This window comes from Clostridioides sp. ZZV15-6598, assembly GCF_020657705.1.
In the GTDB taxonomy this organism is placed as follows: Bacteria; Bacillota; Clostridia; order Peptostreptococcales; family Peptostreptococcaceae; genus Clostridioides; species Clostridioides difficile_F.
Map to the genome: position 1 here is coordinate 1 of NZ_JAGWCS010000098.1, position 15,232 is coordinate 15,232.

The 15,232-nt window shown below is 27.1% G+C and carries 15 protein-coding genes; 12 read left to right on the forward strand and 3 right to left on the reverse strand.

What is annotated here, in order from left to right; translation table 11 throughout:
• Nucleotides 1-226: 226 nt before the first annotated feature.
• A complete protein-coding gene (locus KGF50_RS15735; RefSeq protein ID WP_227848944.1) occupies nt 227-2,125 on the forward strand; it encodes a glutamine synthetase in 1,899 nt (632 codons plus the stop codon).
• A gap of 137 nt (nt 2,126-2,262) precedes the next feature.
• Here the strand turns inward: KGF50_RS15735 and KGF50_RS15740 are convergent, their stop codons facing one another.
• The gene (locus tag KGF50_RS15740; protein ID WP_227848945.1) at nt 2,263-3,393 is read right to left on the reverse strand and encodes an MGDG synthase family glycosyltransferase; all 1,131 of its coding nucleotides are present in this window, start codon (nt 3,391-3,393) and stop codon (nt 2,263-2,265) included.
• A 189-nt stretch (nt 3,394-3,582) separates the two neighbouring features.
• On the opposite strand from KGF50_RS15740, the gene KGF50_RS15745 reads away from it, so the two are divergent.
• The 8 genes from KGF50_RS15745 (at nt 3,583) to KGF50_RS15780 (ending at nt 10,501) form a co-directional block, all read left to right on the forward strand.
• Entirely contained in the window at nt 3,583-3,915 is a 333-nt protein-coding gene (locus tag KGF50_RS15745) for a PadR family transcriptional regulator (protein ID WP_009889116.1), read from the forward strand.
• On the forward strand, nt 3,902-4,966 hold the full coding sequence (locus tag KGF50_RS15750) for an HAAS signaling domain-containing protein (RefSeq protein ID WP_227848946.1): 1,065 nt from the start codon (nt 3,902-3,904) through the stop codon (nt 4,964-4,966). The genes KGF50_RS15745 and KGF50_RS15750 overlap by 14 nt, the downstream gene beginning before the upstream one ends.
• Complete coding sequence (locus KGF50_RS15755) at nt 4,959-6,032, forward strand: DUF4097 family beta strand repeat-containing protein (protein WP_227848947.1); 1,074 nt, start codon at nt 4,959-4,961, stop codon at nt 6,030-6,032. The genes KGF50_RS15750 and KGF50_RS15755 overlap by 8 nt, the downstream gene beginning before the upstream one ends.
• 101 nt (nt 6,033-6,133) lie before the next feature.
• Nucleotides 6,134-6,664 carry a hypothetical protein gene (locus KGF50_RS15760; RefSeq protein WP_227848948.1) on the forward strand — a complete coding sequence of 177 codons (531 nt, stop codon included), beginning with the start codon at nt 6,134-6,136 and terminating at the stop codon, nt 6,662-6,664.
• A gap of 127 nt (nt 6,665-6,791) precedes the next feature.
• The gene (locus tag KGF50_RS15765) at nt 6,792-7,499 is read left to right on the forward strand and encodes a lantibiotic protection ABC transporter ATP-binding protein (protein WP_227848949.1); all 708 of its coding nucleotides are present in this window, start codon (nt 6,792-6,794) and stop codon (nt 7,497-7,499) included.
• Between the two features lies 1 nt (nt 7,500).
• Entirely contained in the window at nt 7,501-8,220 is a 720-nt protein-coding gene (locus tag KGF50_RS15770) for a lantibiotic immunity ABC transporter MutE/EpiE family permease subunit (protein ID WP_227848950.1), read from the forward strand.
• A 1-nt stretch (nt 8,221) separates the two neighbouring features.
• Entirely contained in the window at nt 8,222-8,977 is a 756-nt protein-coding gene (locus KGF50_RS15775) for a lantibiotic immunity ABC transporter MutG family permease subunit (RefSeq protein ID WP_227848951.1), read from the forward strand.
• A gap of 132 nt (nt 8,978-9,109) precedes the next feature.
• A complete protein-coding gene (locus tag KGF50_RS15780) occupies nt 9,110-10,501 on the forward strand; it encodes a sensor histidine kinase (protein ID WP_227848952.1) in 1,392 nt (463 codons plus the stop codon).
• Nucleotides 10,502-10,580: 79 nt separating this feature from the next.
• Here KGF50_RS15780 and KGF50_RS15785 read toward each other — a convergent pair whose 3' ends face one another.
• Nucleotides 10,581-11,402, reverse strand: coding sequence for a pyridoxamine kinase (locus KGF50_RS15785; RefSeq protein WP_227848953.1), 822 nt, complete (start codon nt 11,400-11,402; stop codon nt 10,581-10,583).
• Nucleotides 11,403-11,652: 250 nt separating this feature from the next.
• Between KGF50_RS15785 and KGF50_RS15790 the strand changes: the two genes are divergently transcribed.
• The 3 genes from KGF50_RS15790 (at nt 11,653) to KGF50_RS15800 (ending at nt 14,041) form a co-directional block, all read left to right on the forward strand.
• Complete coding sequence (locus tag KGF50_RS15790) at nt 11,653-12,807, forward strand: amidase domain-containing protein (protein ID WP_227848954.1); 1,155 nt, start codon at nt 11,653-11,655, stop codon at nt 12,805-12,807.
• Nucleotides 12,808-12,989: 182 nt separating this feature from the next.
• The gene (locus KGF50_RS15795) at nt 12,990-13,190 is read left to right on the forward strand and encodes a cold-shock protein (RefSeq protein WP_227434262.1); all 201 of its coding nucleotides are present in this window, start codon (nt 12,990-12,992) and stop codon (nt 13,188-13,190) included.
• Nucleotides 13,191-13,612: 422 nt separating this feature from the next.
• Nucleotides 13,613-14,041, forward strand: coding sequence for a CBS domain-containing protein (locus tag KGF50_RS15800; protein WP_227434263.1), 429 nt, complete (start codon nt 13,613-13,615; stop codon nt 14,039-14,041).
• A 150-nt stretch (nt 14,042-14,191) separates the two neighbouring features.
• Here the strand turns inward: KGF50_RS15800 and KGF50_RS15805 are convergent, their stop codons facing one another.
• Nucleotides 14,192-14,947, reverse strand: a complete 756-nt coding sequence (locus tag KGF50_RS15805) for a peptidylprolyl isomerase (protein WP_227848955.1) — start codon at nt 14,945-14,947, stop codon at nt 14,192-14,194.
• Nucleotides 14,948-15,232 lie beyond the last annotated feature (285 nt).

The window sequence follows — 15,232 nt, forward strand, 5'->3', positions numbered from 1 at the left end:
TTAGTATACCCCATATTTATAAAAATGTTAAACTATTGTATGTATAATATTTTTCCAAGAAAAAATATTGCGAACTTTTTGTACTTGATATATAATAATATAAATAAAAACACGAATAAAACACGAATGTTTTGCAAGAAAAATTCATAAATATAAGGGTAAATGAATTTTATCTTGTATATTTAATAAAATAAAATTTACACAAAAATCATAGGAGAGTGAAAAGATGGAGAGTTTATTATATGTAATAGAGAAAGATAAGCATACCAATGAAGAGATAAGGGAAATCCTAAAGAGCAATAAAAACATAAGATTCGTTTCTTTAATGGGAGTTGACTTAGGAGGAAATGCAACAGACGAAAAAATTCCTGTAGAATTATTTTTAGAGGATATAGATAAATTCTTAGAATCAGCTATACAAACTGATGGTTCAAGTGTTGAGCTTTACAATATAGCAACACTAAATAATGCAAAAGTAGACTTAATGCCAGATAAAAGTTGCCATTGGTATGTAGATTACAATATGGAATACATAGATGAAGAAGCAGGGTTACCTGTAGGAACATTAAAGATACCTGCATTTCTAATACATGATAATAAAAAAGTATGTTCTAGGGGAATTCTTCAAAAAGCAGATAAATATTTTAAGAAATCTATGTTTGAAATATTTAGAGAATATCCACATGTAATAAACAATATAGGAATAAAATCAGTAGATGATATAGAAGAAATAATGCTAACAGCAGCTACAGAACTTGAATTTTGGGTTAACACTCCTGAAGATAAAGCTGACTTAGAAAAATTATATGTATCACAAAGCTTAAAAGAACAATACTGGAAAAGAACTCATGGTATTATAAGAACTTGTCTGGAACAAAGCTTAATAATACTTCAAAAGTTAGGTGTAAGCCCTGAAATGGCTCATAAAGAGGTTGGAGGAATTCAAAGTTCTATAAGTATAGATGGAAAGACAAACCATGCTATGGAGCAATTAGAGGTTTCTTGGAAGTTTTCTACACCATTACAAGCAGCAGACAATGAATTATTAGTAAGAGATGTTATAGAAGATGTGTTTACATCACATGGATTAGAAGTTACATTTAAAGCAAAGCCAATTCATGGAGTTGCAGGAAGTGGTGGACATACACATGTAGGAGTAAGTGCAAAATTAAAAGATGGAAGTATCAAAAACTTATTTGCTCCAAAAGATTTAAAAGAAGATTATCTAAGTGAATTAGGGTATGGAGCTCTTATGGGACTTCTTTATAATTATGAAGTATTAAATCCAATTGTAACAGCTTCTAATGATGGATTTAATAGACTAGTTCCTGGATTTGAAGCGCCTGTATGTATAGTTACATCTTTAGGCCATAGTTATGAAATGCCATCTAGAAATAGGTCAGTACTTGTTGGGTTAATAAGAGATATAAAGAATCCAAAGACTGTAAGATTTGAGTTAAGATCACCAAGTCCTCTATCTAATACTTATCTAGTAATAGCAGGATGTTATCAAACAATGTTAGATGGTATAAAAGCAGCAGCTAAGAGTGGACTTAGTACTAAAGAACTAGAAAAAGAATTATCTAAAAATGTGGGAGAAGAAAGTTTCTATTTAGAAAAAGACAGAGCATATAGAGATGAAAATGATGTATTTGAACATTATAATTTAGAAGAAAGAAATACAAGATTTGGAACACCTCCAGCAACAGTTTATGAAAATATGAAAAACCTAGAAATATATGCTTCTAAATTAAAATCTTTAAAACAAGGTGATGTATTTACTGATAGTATAATAGAATCATTTAAAGTTGGGGCAATAGATAAGTGGCAAAAAAAATTAAAAACTAGAATAATAGAAGCTGGAATTCAAAAGATAAGAAGTATTGTAAAAGTACACACAAAAGAAAATATGGATGCACTTGATGAAGTAGTTTGGAATTCAATATCAGACTTAAAGTTTAATATTATGAAAGATACTTTAACTAGAGAATCACTATTTACTAGAGTAAGAGAAGCTGTAGAAAACAAAGATTATCAAACTGCTTCGGATTTACAAATAGAACTAAAGAGAAGCATGGAAGAAATACAACAATTATATATGCAATACAAGAAAAATATATATTAAGATAATAATAATTTGATTTTGATATTATAAAGGCAATTAAGTATGATAAAATCATTTTGAGTTAAATCTCAAATGTAAAAACCATGCTCAATTGCCTTTAATTTTTGATTTTAAGTTTTACAATAAAATAATCTAAATTAATTATATTGATTATCTATTAATTCTGATATATAATCAGCAATTTCATCTGGATGAATGACTGTTTTAAATTCTTCTAGATTCTTTTTCATAAAATTTATTATAGGGTCAAACTCATTTGATACTAATTTATAAAATATATTTTTTAGGTCTAGGTCATCGCTATAAATCATTCCAAGGCCCTTATCTATTATAAATTTGGCATTTTCAATTTCTTGACCAACCTTTGGCATTTTAACAAGTACTGGAGTTTGAGACTGGATTGCTTCAAATATAGTTGCTCCTCCAGGTTTAGTCAACATTAAGTCACATTCTTCTATCAGATTATACATATCATTTACAAATCCAAGTACCTTTATATTTTTTAGAGGTTTTTTATAAGTTAAATTATCATATAGTTTTTTATTTTTACCTGTAACTATTGTAATCTCTATGGAATTAATATGTTCTTCAATGAAGTCATCTATCCAATGCATAAAATCCTCATCTATATCAAATAGACCTCTTCCTCCACCTAAAAGCAATAATCTATATTTTCCACAACACGGTTCTTTACTTTCAATCTGGAATCTTTTGTCTACAGGAACTCCAGTAACTTTTATGGAATCTGGATTTATTCCCTTTTGAAAAAATCTATTTTTTATCTCTGGAGATGGAACAAAATATAAATCTGTATTTTCAAAAATCCATTCCATACTGTCTACAACATCTGTGATAACTGTCAATGTTGGTATATTTATATCAGGGTTTTTTATCTTAAAATTATTTACACAAGCAGCAGCTAGTGGAAATGTAGAGATAATCAAATCTGGATTTATATCAGAAATATACTCAGAAAGTTTAGGTGTATATAATTTATGAGAGAAATCATGTCTTGAGTCAAACGATTTCTTAAAATAATAATAATAATTATATAATCCAGGAGTATATTTTGTATTGTTTTCATAAAGCTTTACCATAGGCTTATTCATCATAGGGATACTTGCATTTATAAAGTTTTGTATAACAACATTATAATTACTATATTTTTCAATTATACATTCTTTAACTGCTTTTGCAGCACTTATATGACCAGCACCAAATTGAGCTGTTAAGATTAATATAGTTTTATCTTCTTTTGTTTTAGACAATTTATCACCACTTTCATAAAATATATCTGATTAGAGTATTATACATTTACAGAAGAATTTAATCAATAATAATATTAAAAAATAACTATTGTGCAAAACATAGTACTGTGTTATTATGAAAGCATAAGAAGTTTTAACATAGTACCTTGTAAAACACAATACTGTGTATTTAAAGAAAGGATGAAGTATATGAACACACAATTTAGAAAGGGTGTTTTAGAAATTTGTGTACTTGCGCTAATATCTAAAAAGGATATGTATGGATATGAAATAGTACATAATATTTCTAAAGTAATAGATGTAAATGAAGGAACGATATATCCTATTCTAAGAAGACTTACAAAAGATTTGTATTTCGAAACATATATACTAGAATCTAATGAGGGTCCTGCTAGAAAATACTATAGAATAACTTCACTGGGAAAAGAAAATCTATCCAATTTGATGGAAGAATGGAGAGAATTTGTAAAAGCTGTTGAGATTTTAATAAGTGAAGATGAAGGAGGTAATGAACTTGAATAAAACTGAGTTTCTGGAAATTTTAAAGGATTATCTAAGAAAGGATTTTTCTGAGAGCGAAGTTGATGATATATTGAGAGATTATGAAGAATATTTTGTAGATGGAGTCATGGAAGGAAAGAGTGATATGGAGATAATATCATCACTTGGTTCACCAAAGTCTATAGCAAGAGAGCTTATTTTACAGACCAAAGAAAAGAATGCTGAAGAGGAAAAAATAATAAATACAGATGTTTTAAATGATAAGTTTAGTAAATTTAAATCAGATATGAAGAAAGGTTATTCTATATTAAAAGATGAGGCTAAGGAAAAGTATAATAAATCAAAAGAAAATATAGATGGAAAAATAATAAATAGAGATATATTAAATGATAAATTTAGTAAATTTAAATCAGATATGAAAAAGGATTATTCTGTATTAAAAGATAAATCAAAAGAAAATATAAATGATAAACTTGCACCAAGTATAGGAGCAAGTGCTGGAATATTATCTAGACAAGTTACAAAAGTATTATTAGCAATCTTATCTTTATTCTTGATTATTCCAGCATTTGCATTTGTATGTTTTATTATTTCAGTTGCTATTGGGTTAGTATGTTCATTAATTGCTTTTGTGATATCAATTCCATTTGTGATTAAATTTATTTCAATGGTTCCAGATATTACAATTTTCTGTATATTTGCGACTATAGCATTTATAGGTCTAGAGATACTGGCATGGCAAATTTTACTGTTTATTATAAAGTTAGGTAAGCAATTGTTAGGTAGTTATATAAATTGGATACAGAGAAAAAATGTTTATCTAGATGCAAATGAAAGTATGGAAAAAATAAATAAAGATACTTTAAGTGAGAAAGATTTAAATGAGTTTAGTAGTGAAGATTTAAATAAATGTAGTAATGAAGATTTATATGGTGATGATTATTGCAATATAGAAAAAGAAGAGAATATAAATGAATCTGATAATTACAAAGATGATAGTATAAATTTTGAGGCAATGTATAAAGAATTTGAAGATATAGATGAAAAGAAAGGAGAAGATAAACATGAATAAGAAACTTGCCATATTTGCTGCGGTTTTATTGGTAATAGGTATAATTGGAACAACATGGTCAGGAATTTTAGTTATGCCAAGCTTAATAAACTTTGGGCTAGAAAAAGAAGCTGAATTTAAAAAAGAAAACAAACTTTATCAAGAAAAAGTAAATATTGACAAGTTAGATGTGTCTGTTGACAATGTAAATGTTACGATAAAGAAACATTCAAGTGAAGATGTACGTGTGACAACAAGAGGAAATAATGAGTTTTACAAATATAATGTAACTTTGAAGGATAAGACATTGGTTGTAAAAGGTGAAAGAAAATATGAAAATCATATTAAAAAGATTAAAAATTTTGATCAATTTTTTAATATATCCATAGATAGCATGTTTTCAGGAGATTATAGAGAAATAGTAATCTATGTTCCAAATAATGTAGATATAGATGTATCAAGTGTAGGTTCATTTTTATCAGTATATGATAATGTAGCTTCCAATAATATAACATATAAGACTTCTTATGGAAGTTTTAAGAGGGTTATAACTGAAAGTAATATAAATAAGTTAGATACATTAAACTTAATATCTAGTAATAGTATTGATTTATCTACAAAATCAATTTTAGGTGTTAAAAATGTAAATATAGAATCAGAATCATTAGATATATCTTCAGAATATGAAGACATATTTGTCAATAATGTAGAGCAATATATACCTGAAAATATAAATATAAAGGAAAAAATGGGTAGAGATTCACATTATGATAATAACTTTAGCATATATTGTGATTTTCCAATTGCTAAAAACTTAGATATAGATGTTCCAAATTCTAAAGTAAGTCTTAATCTACCAGTAAATAAGTATAAGTTTAATTGCGACATAAAGTCTAAAGAAAGAATAGAAGCTATTAATGATGAAGCAGAAGAGTACAGTGATAGTTCAGATGGATATGAACACAGTGAAGAAAATCATAACTCATACAAAAATATAAGAGAAATAAAAGGGCTTTTAAATGAAAGCTTGTCTAATTTAGAACAAGAGTATACTATAAAAATAAATTCAAATAAATTAGAAATGTAAATAATTTATTGCTATAATTAATAAATTGACCTAAAAGTATAAAAATATAGTCTATACTATGGTATAATAAGTATCGAAATAGAATTGGGAGAGGGATACTTATGAATAAAATAGCAGTAAGTTTTTTAATAATTGCTACTACTTTATTGAGTACAGCATGTATGGATTATAAAGTTGACAAAGTAGAATTGGTTGATTCTAGAGATTCCGCGGTTGTAAAGAAAGGTGAGGATATCAAAGAAGAAACTGATACAATTAATCCAAAAAGAACAGCTAAAATACCTATAGAGATAGTTTCAAAGGATGATAAGATAGTAAAATACTTGCAAATAGATGAAGAAAGTACATTAAAAGATAAACTACAATTAATCTTAGATACTTTATCACATGAGTATTTTAATGGTTTAGATATGGAAGTAGAAGTTCAGGAAAAAGATAGTCTAGTTAAGATAAACTTAGTTGAACCTGATGAAAAGGGGAGAGTTTCTTGGAAAGAAGATTATTTAAATGAACAAAATATAATATATACTATAAATAATATTATCAAAAATGTCATTCAAGAAGATGATAATAGTATTTGGATTGAAGAAGTAGAGATATACTACAATGGAGAATTAATAGAGTTAACATAAGAAATGATGTGTTTTATTTAAAAGCACATCATTTTTTTTTATAATTTTTTAATTCTTATAAAATCCTTATATTTATGATTTAGAATGATTCTTGTAAATAAGTTTGACAAAAGAAAGGATGAAAATTATGAGTAATTATATTTTGGAAGTAAAAGGAGTTTCTAAAAAATTTAAGGAGCAGGCTGCAGTTAATAATATTTCAATTGCAATTAAACATAATTCTATTTATGGATTATTGGGACCAAATGGAGCTGGAAAATCTACTTTATTAAAAATGATAACAGGAATCTTAAATCCCACTTCTGGGAAGATATTATTTGAAGGGCATAGATGGACTAGAAAAGACTTAGCAAACATTGGGTCTCTTATTGAATCACCTGCTATATATGAGAATTTAACAGCAAGAGAAAATCTAAAAGTTCATACTACATTACTTGGTCTTCCTGACTCTCGTATTGAAGAAGTTTTAGAGGTTGTTGATTTAAGAGATACTTTTAAAAAGCGTTCAGGTCAGTTTTCTCTAGGTATGAAGCAACGTCTTGGCATTGCTATTGCATTATTAAATCACCCAAAACTTTTAATTTTAGATGAGCCTACAAATGGACTTGACCCTATTGGAATTGAAGAACTTAGAGAATTGATTCGTTCTTTTCCAAAGCAAGGAATTACAGTTATTTTATCAAGTCATATTTTATCTGAGGTTGAGCAAGTTGTAGATGAAATTGGAATAATTTCTAATGGAGTAATAGGGTATCAAGGAGAAGTATCAAAGGGACAAAATTTAGAAGAACTTTTTATGAAAGTTGTAGCTGAAAATAGAAAGAGAGGTAAATAACATGGAAAGATTTGTTAGAGCAGAATTCCTAAAGATGAAAGGAACTTTTGGAATGAGATTGTCTTGGATAGCCCCAATATTTTCTATACTTATCTGTTTTGGACTAGGTGGAGGACAAAATGGTGCTTACAATTGGTGGTATACTATGTTTCTTCCAGGAGCAATAACTTTGATTTGTTCTTTAGTAGTACAAAAAGATGAAAAAAAGAAGTATCGAGGTGTATTGTCATTGCCAGTTGACAAAAAAAATATCTGGACTGGAAAAATACTTTATTGTACCATTATACTTTGTATATCTTCAATTATTTTCATGATAGGGATAGTTTTTATTGGAGTAGTTTATAAGAAAACTATTTTAATAAATCAAAATATTATTGGAACTATAGTACTTATCTTACTATTTATGTGGCAAATTCCACTTTGTATGTTTTTAGCTTCAAAATTTGGTTTGTTTATTACAGTTTTAATAAATATGTTTTTCACTGTATTTGGAGTAGCTGTTTTTTCAACTACAAGTTCATGGTACTTATTTCCATATTCAATTCCATCAAGATTAATGGCTGCGGTATTGCATATTTTACCAAATGGACTTCCTGTACCAGAAGGAAATGAACTTTTAAGCACTAATGTCATTTTACCAGGGATATTAATATCTATTGCTTTATTTATACTATTTACTTTAGCTACAAGTGCTTGGTTTAAAAATAGAGAGGTGAAATAATATGGCACAACTAATAAGACTATTTAATTCTGACTTGATAAAACTAAAAAGAACTTACATAGTACTAATACACTTTTGTATTGCATTAGTAGGGATAGGCTTATTTTTAGGATATTACAATATTTCAGGTTATGATAGTATATCAAAGATAGTAGCATATTTACAAGTTATAGCTATAGCTTTTCCTTTGTTATCAAGTATTATGTGTTCAATGTGCGTTGAACAAGAATATTACTCAGGAAATTATAAGCACATACTAACATCATCTAATCCAAAATACCTTACACTTATAAGTAAATATATAATTTTAATATGCCTTGGTTTTGGAGCAACATTAGTTTCTGTGTTAGGTTTTGAATTTGGCATAGATACTATTTTTAATGATAATCATTTTACACTAAGTTTTTATATGATTTCAATTTTAATTTTAGTAGGAAGTAATCTATTTGAATATATATTACATTTATTCTTAAGTTTGAGATTTGGAAAAGGAGCATCAATTGGAGTAGGTATAGTGGAGACTTTACTTTCAGCACTATTACTAACTGGACTAGGAGATGGTATATGGCAGTATATTCCTTGTGCATGGGGTGTTAGATTTGTAAGTGTTTGGGCATCTTTTTCAAGTTCTAAAGAAATTGAATCAATTCAAGAGTTTCAGTCAATAGGTTTAATTTGTGGATTTGCAACTATTTTTGCATTTGTAATTTTATGTATATGGTTCTCTAAATGGGAAGGTAAGAAGTCTGAAGAATAAAATAACTAATTGTTTATTTAGATTATTTGTATTATTATATTATAGTATAATTTGATAACATAAAAGAGATGAAAATAATCAGATATATAGTTGCTTAGGTGTTAATTAAACTGTTTGGAGGATATGATACGAATGTTTCGGAAAAAAAAGTCTAATAATAAAAAAGTTGTAAAGTTAAGAACTATTTTTATAAGATATTTATCTGTATTCTTTGTTACAACAATTACTTTGGGAGTTCTTTTAGTAGTTTTGTTTTCTGTGTTATTATCATTAGGAGTAGTGTTGCCATCCAATTATACAGAAAAGCAAATCTACAAATATAAAGATGAAATTATTTCAAGTGAAAAAGTAACTAAAGATATAATACCAGATTTTTGTGACTATGGAATCTATACTTTAGATGGTAAATTGACTTCGGGAACTTTTAATAATGAAGAAGCAAAAAAAACTTGGAATTTAATGAAAGGTATTGAAGTAAAAAGTGGACATTCGTCAGACAATTATATAAAACTTTTTAGACAAAATGAAGTATGTATAATAAGATATGATATAGTATCAGAATTCAATTCTCCAGCTTTAAGAAAATATTTGCCAAAGCCAGAAATATTAGGGATGATTATTTTTGTTGTAGCATTTTTTATTGAAATGGTTACACTATCAAAATCTTTTGGTAAAAAAATTAATGCAAAAATGGACCTTTTGAAAAATGCTACAGAAAAAATACAACAGCAAGATTTAGATTTTACAATAGAATCTAGTGATATTTATGAAATTGACAATGTTCTCTTTTCCATAGAAAAAATGAAGCTAGCATTAAAAGATTCTTTAGAAAAGCAGTGGAGACTGGAAGAATCTCGAAAAGAACAGATATCTGCATTAGCACATGATATAAAGACTCCATTAACCATTATACATGGAAATACTGATTTATTAATTGAAATAAATGAAAATCCTGAGCTATCAGAATATATGGAATATATAGCAAATGGTGTTACTCAGATAGAAAAATATATTAATACTCTAATATATATATCTAAAGCAGACAAAGGTTATACAATTAATAAAGAAAGTATTAATATTGATAAATTTATAGAGGATGTTTTGGTGCAAATAGAAGCACTGGCCAGTACAAAAAGTTTAGATGTGGAATTTTATAAGCAAGATGATTTACCTAAGAATATAACAATAGATAGAGAATTATTATTTAGAGCTATTATGAATATAATTTCAAATGCTATTGATTATTCAACAAATCAAAGTAAGTTATATTTTGATGTATTAGTAAATCAAAGATACTTAAAATTTGTAATTACAGATTGCGGAAGAGGTTTTTCTAAGGAAGATTTATCAAAAGCTACAGAACAGTTTTATACAGGTGATTTGAGTAGGAACTCTAAATCTCATTATGGGATGGGTCTATACATTGCAAATACTATTATACAAAAACATAGTGGCAATTTACATGTTGAAAATTCCATAAAAACTAGTGGAGCAATGATAACAATTGAAATACCAATAATTTAATAATTATATCCATTTTATAAATACCTAAATTTTATATATTGATAGGTATTTGTAAAATGGATAATTTTTGTGGTTAACTTTATATATTAATTAAATCTGATAAAAAGTTTTCGAACATCACTCCATCATTTCTATCAGTGTCAAATTGAGCTGTATAATTTATAGTTTTATATATAAAGTTGGTTGCTGTTTTAACAGCTACTCCTAAGTCATGGTTATTTACCAGCATACCACAAAGTATAGATGTAAATATGTCTCCTGTTCCACTATAAGAACAATTATTGTATTTAACTGAAGTAAAGAATACATGGTCAGTATCTCTATCATAAGCTAAATTTAATATATTATCATCTTCTAATATACCTGTGATTACAACTTTACTAGGTCCTAAAGAAGATACAGACTTTGCAATACTTATAAGCTCATCTCTATTATAATCCTTTTTTGTATAGTCATTTCCAGTCAAGAAACAAGCTTCTGTTAAATTAGGAGTAGTTAAATCTGAATGTCTAACTAATTCTTTGATTTCATGTCTCATTTCTTCTGTAAAGATTGGATACATAATCCCATTATCACCCATTACAGGGTCAACTACGATAAAAGCATTTGGATAATCATTTATAAAGTTTGCCACTATTTCAATTTGATGTTTTGAACCTAAAAAACCACTATATATACTATCAAAGTTGACTTTTAAATTTTTCCAAACAGTTGAATATTTAACCATCTCATCGGTACAGTCTAAAAATGTAAACTCAGGATAACCAGTTTGACTTGAAAGTATAGCTGTTGGAAATGGACAACATTGAACCTTTAATGCTGAAAGTATAGGTATAGCAACTGATAATGAACATTTTCCGATTCCAGATAAGTCATTAATTGCTGCGACTTTTTTTTGCATAAAAAAACCTCCATTAGTATGTATTAATTATAATGATAACAAAATATTTATATACATATATATTACTATAAAAAAAAGAAAAAAGTAGATTATAAAATAAAAATTTGTAAAAAAAACAGTGTATCAATACAATTAATTTTTAATATTGGACATAATAAGATAGAGAATTATTAAATATGAAAATTATTATATATAATAATAGCTTTTTTGTGAATTTATTCGTAAGGTGTACTATTTGGGAGGTGTAGCTTTGAAAATACTGAAAAATAAAAATAAGTACATCAAAGGTATAATGGCATTTGTATTTTTATCTTTAGCTACTACAGCAGGTGTATTTTTAATTAATGATTTAAGTATGAAAAATATGGAAGAAAAAGTTATAGAATCTGCTACTGTTGAAGGTGATGATGTAAAAGACCAGTATAAGTTGTTGCTTGAAAATTTATTTGACTACAGAAATAAAGCAATATTGGAGAAAAATGAAAATATTTTAAAAGGGCTTTATGAGACAGAAAAAAAGTTTGGTCTTTGGGCTTATGAAAATGAAGTAAAAAAGATGAAGTATTTAGAAAATTGGTCTAGTAAACAAGGCGTAAAGTTTAAAGATATAAAGACAAGAGTCAAAGTTAAAAAAATAAAAGAAAAAGAAAAAGACTTATATGGCATAATATGTTCTGTATCAACTGAGTATAAGTACTCATATGAAAATCAAAAGGACAAAGAAAATGTATTTAGAATAGGTACATATCATTATCTAAATGTAAAAATCATAGATAATCAATATGTCATAACTAAAGAGTGGTATACAGACCCTTTTGCAGATTCTTTAAATTTAGAAAATATAAAATCTGATGATATAAGAAGCTATATTGGTCAACAAAATGCTGTAGAGCTACAGCTTACAGAAGAGCAAAAGAAGGCTATAGATTATGCACATAAATACTGTGGAGCAGCAGCAGATGAAGAACATGGTATGAAGTTTAATCCAAATTATAGAGATTATAATCCAGAAGGTGGAGATTGTGCCAACTTTGCATCACAGATAATGTTTGAAAGTGGAAAGTTTAAGAAAAATTCAATTTGGAATTATAGTGAAAGAGCAGGAACAAAAGCATGGGTGAATGCGCAAGCTTTTAAAAATTATGCTCTCTATAGTGGAAGAGGTTCATTAATAGCTAAAGGTTCTTACGAAGATGTTTACAAAGAAGCTTATAATCTGCGTCCTGGAGATTTTGTAGGATATGAAAAAAAAGGTAGAATAACACATGTTTCGACTGTAACAGGATTGGATTCAAGAGGATATCCTTTGGTAACTTGTCATAATACTGATAGAATGCTTGTGCCATGGGATTTAGGTTGGAGTGATAAATCTATAAGATTCCATATAATAAAAATAAACTATTAAAAATTTATAAAGAAAAATAAAGTATAAAAGATAATAGTGATTTAATATTATAAATTAAAAAAAATGATTGTTAATGTATAAAAATAATAATAATTGACAAACATAGCTATATATGATAAAGTAGTAATAAGGTTACAGAAAAAAGTAGCTAAATAATTGTGTTTTTTTAGGAGGATTTATTAATGAAAACTGGTGTAGTTAAATGGTTTAACAATGAAAAAGGATTTGGATTTATATCTGTAGAAGGTGAAGGAGATGTTTTCGTACATTTCTCAGCTATAACAGGAGATGGATACAAATCATTAGAAGAAGGACAAAGTGTTGAATTCGAAGTAGTAGATGGAGCTAAAGGTCCTCAAGCTGCTAACGTAGTTAGATTATAATTAAAAATTCATATATATTAGTATTCTAGTAATATGACAGATAAGCCGCTAATCGTTTAGCGGTTTTTTCAGTTTTTTGTAAACTAAATTAATTGCAAAATAAATTAAAATTATTAAAATAAAGGCATTAATAATAAGATAAATATGTTAAAATTAATAGTGTAGAGTAAAATTATTATGGCTAGGTTTAAGTCAATTAACCTCTAGTTAATTTTCTATAAAAAGAATAAGTGACACTGATAGACCATATAAAAATATTAATAAAGCATAGACATTTAAAGCTATTAAAAGAAAAACGCTTGTTACAGCGTATAGTATCTAAAAAATACTTAGAAAATGAGAAAGGAGAAAGTTACTGCAAAAAAGTAACATTATAAATATTGGACAATATTTATAAGTTTTCGGTAACGGTGGGTAGTGTAATGAACATATTATTCTTTCTAACACCAAAAAGTGAAGTAGCATATATATATGAAGACTACACTATAAGGCAAGCCCTAGAAAAAATGGAATATCACAAATACTCTGCAATTCCAATAATAAGCAAAGAGGGTAAATATATTGGAACTATAACAGAAGGTGATTTTTTATGGACATTAAAAAACGACTTAAATCTGGACCTAAAAGGATTGGAAGATGTTCCAGTAACAGATATAAATAGAAAAATGGATAATTCTCCTGTTTCCATCAATGCAGACATAGAAGATTTAGTAATAAAATCTTTAAATCAAAATTTTATTCCTGTCATAGATGACCAAGATACATTTATTGGGATAATAAAAAGAAGAGATGTAATAGGTTATTGTTATGAGATAATACGTGGATATAAAAATTTAGCAGATGATAATTAGAAAAATTTTTGAAACTTTTCAAGTTTCTACTTCTATTCTTTGTAATAAAAGAATAATAATATGAAATTAAACTCTTAAACTTTAATATAAAAGCTGTCTTTTCTAAGAATTATAGATAAGGCAGCTTTTTTTATCTGTTGTTTTATTATATTAGTCGTTGTATTTTACAAGATTTCCATATTTAGCATTAAGAGCATTTATTTTATTTCCATAAACTTCATTTTGCTTTTGGTATAATAAACTTTTTTCAACTTCAGCTTTAACTTCATCAAATGTAGATTCTGTACTTTCTTGAAGGTCTTCCAACTTTATTATATGGTATCCAAATTGAGTTTTAACTGGCTCACTTACTTCACCTTTAGCCATAGAGAATACAGCTTCTTCAAACTCAGGAACCATTTGTCCTCTACCGAATGTTCCTAAATCACCACCCATATCTTTAGATGGGCAAGAAGAATGTTTAACAGCAGCATCTTCAAAAGATATTTCTTCTGATTTTATTTGAGCAAGTATTTCTTTAGCTTTTTCATCACTATCTACTAGTATATGTTTAGCAGTTGCACTTTCTGGTTTAGAAAAAGAACTCTTATTAGCTTCAAAGAATTTTACTTTTTCATCTTCTGTTACATCAACACTAGATAAAACTTTATTTATAGCAAATTGCTTTAATACATTTGCTTCTATTTTTTTCATTTCTAACTTAAACACTTCTTCTTCATCTAATTTTTCGTCCTTAGCATCTAAGAAGAATAGTTCTTGGTTTACTAAATCATTTAATAAATGTTTTTTTCCTTCTTCTGTTTTAAATTGCATTGCTTGATAAGGGTCTAATGATTTTAATGCATTTTCAATATCGATATTAGTTATTTCTTTTTCTCCAACTGTTACTAAAACCTTTTTTTCCATATTTTCCATAATAGTTAACTCCTTTTATAGTGTATTTCATTATTAATATAAAGCTACCAACTTAAATAATATCAGAAAACGATGTAGATGTCTAACATTTAAAGTCATATTAAGTCAAATAGACTTAAATTTAATAGAACAAGGTGATTACAATCAATAAAATTGAACCCATGATTCCCACTATTCCTTCTTCATGTCTAAATTTAAGAGTTTTCACTATTGAATAATAAAAATATATTCCAGTAAAAACTATCTTTAGATATAAGAAAAATAAACTCTTTGGAT

Bases quoted from the DNA above. Each gene is read 5' to 3' on its own strand.
- KGF50_RS15735 (WP_227848944.1), top strand. From the start codon at position 227: ATGGAGAGTTTATTATATGTAATAGAGAAAGATAAGCATACCAATGAA.
- KGF50_RS15745 (WP_009889116.1), top strand. From the start codon at position 3,583: ATGAACACACAATTTAGAAAGGGTGTTTTAGAAATTTGTGTACTTGCG.
- KGF50_RS15750 (WP_227848946.1), top strand. From the start codon at position 3,902: ATGAACTTGAATAAAACTGAGTTTCTGGAAATTTTAAAGGATTATCTA.
- KGF50_RS15755 (WP_227848947.1), top strand. From the start codon at position 4,959: ATGAATAAGAAACTTGCCATATTTGCTGCGGTTTTATTGGTAATAGGT.
- KGF50_RS15760 (WP_227848948.1), top strand. From the start codon at position 6,134: ATGAATAAAATAGCAGTAAGTTTTTTAATAATTGCTACTACTTTATTG.
- KGF50_RS15765 (WP_227848949.1), top strand. From the start codon at position 6,792: ATGAGTAATTATATTTTGGAAGTAAAAGGAGTTTCTAAAAAATTTAAG.
- KGF50_RS15770 (WP_227848950.1), top strand. From the start codon at position 7,501: ATGGAAAGATTTGTTAGAGCAGAATTCCTAAAGATGAAAGGAACTTTT.
- KGF50_RS15775 (WP_227848951.1), top strand. From the start codon at position 8,222: ATGGCACAACTAATAAGACTATTTAATTCTGACTTGATAAAACTAAAA.
- KGF50_RS15780 (WP_227848952.1), top strand. From the start codon at position 9,110: ATGTTTCGGAAAAAAAAGTCTAATAATAAAAAAGTTGTAAAGTTAAGA.
- KGF50_RS15785 (WP_227848953.1), bottom strand. From the start codon at position 11,402: ATGCAAAAAAAAGTCGCAGCAATTAATGACTTATCTGGAATCGGAAAA.
- KGF50_RS15795 (WP_227434262.1), top strand. From the start codon at position 12,990: ATGAAAACTGGTGTAGTTAAATGGTTTAACAATGAAAAAGGATTTGGA.
- KGF50_RS15800 (WP_227434263.1), top strand. From the start codon at position 13,613: ATGAACATATTATTCTTTCTAACACCAAAAAGTGAAGTAGCATATATA.
- KGF50_RS15805 (WP_227848955.1), bottom strand. From the start codon at position 14,947: ATGGAAAAAAAGGTTTTAGTAACAGTTGGAGAAAAAGAAATAACTAAT.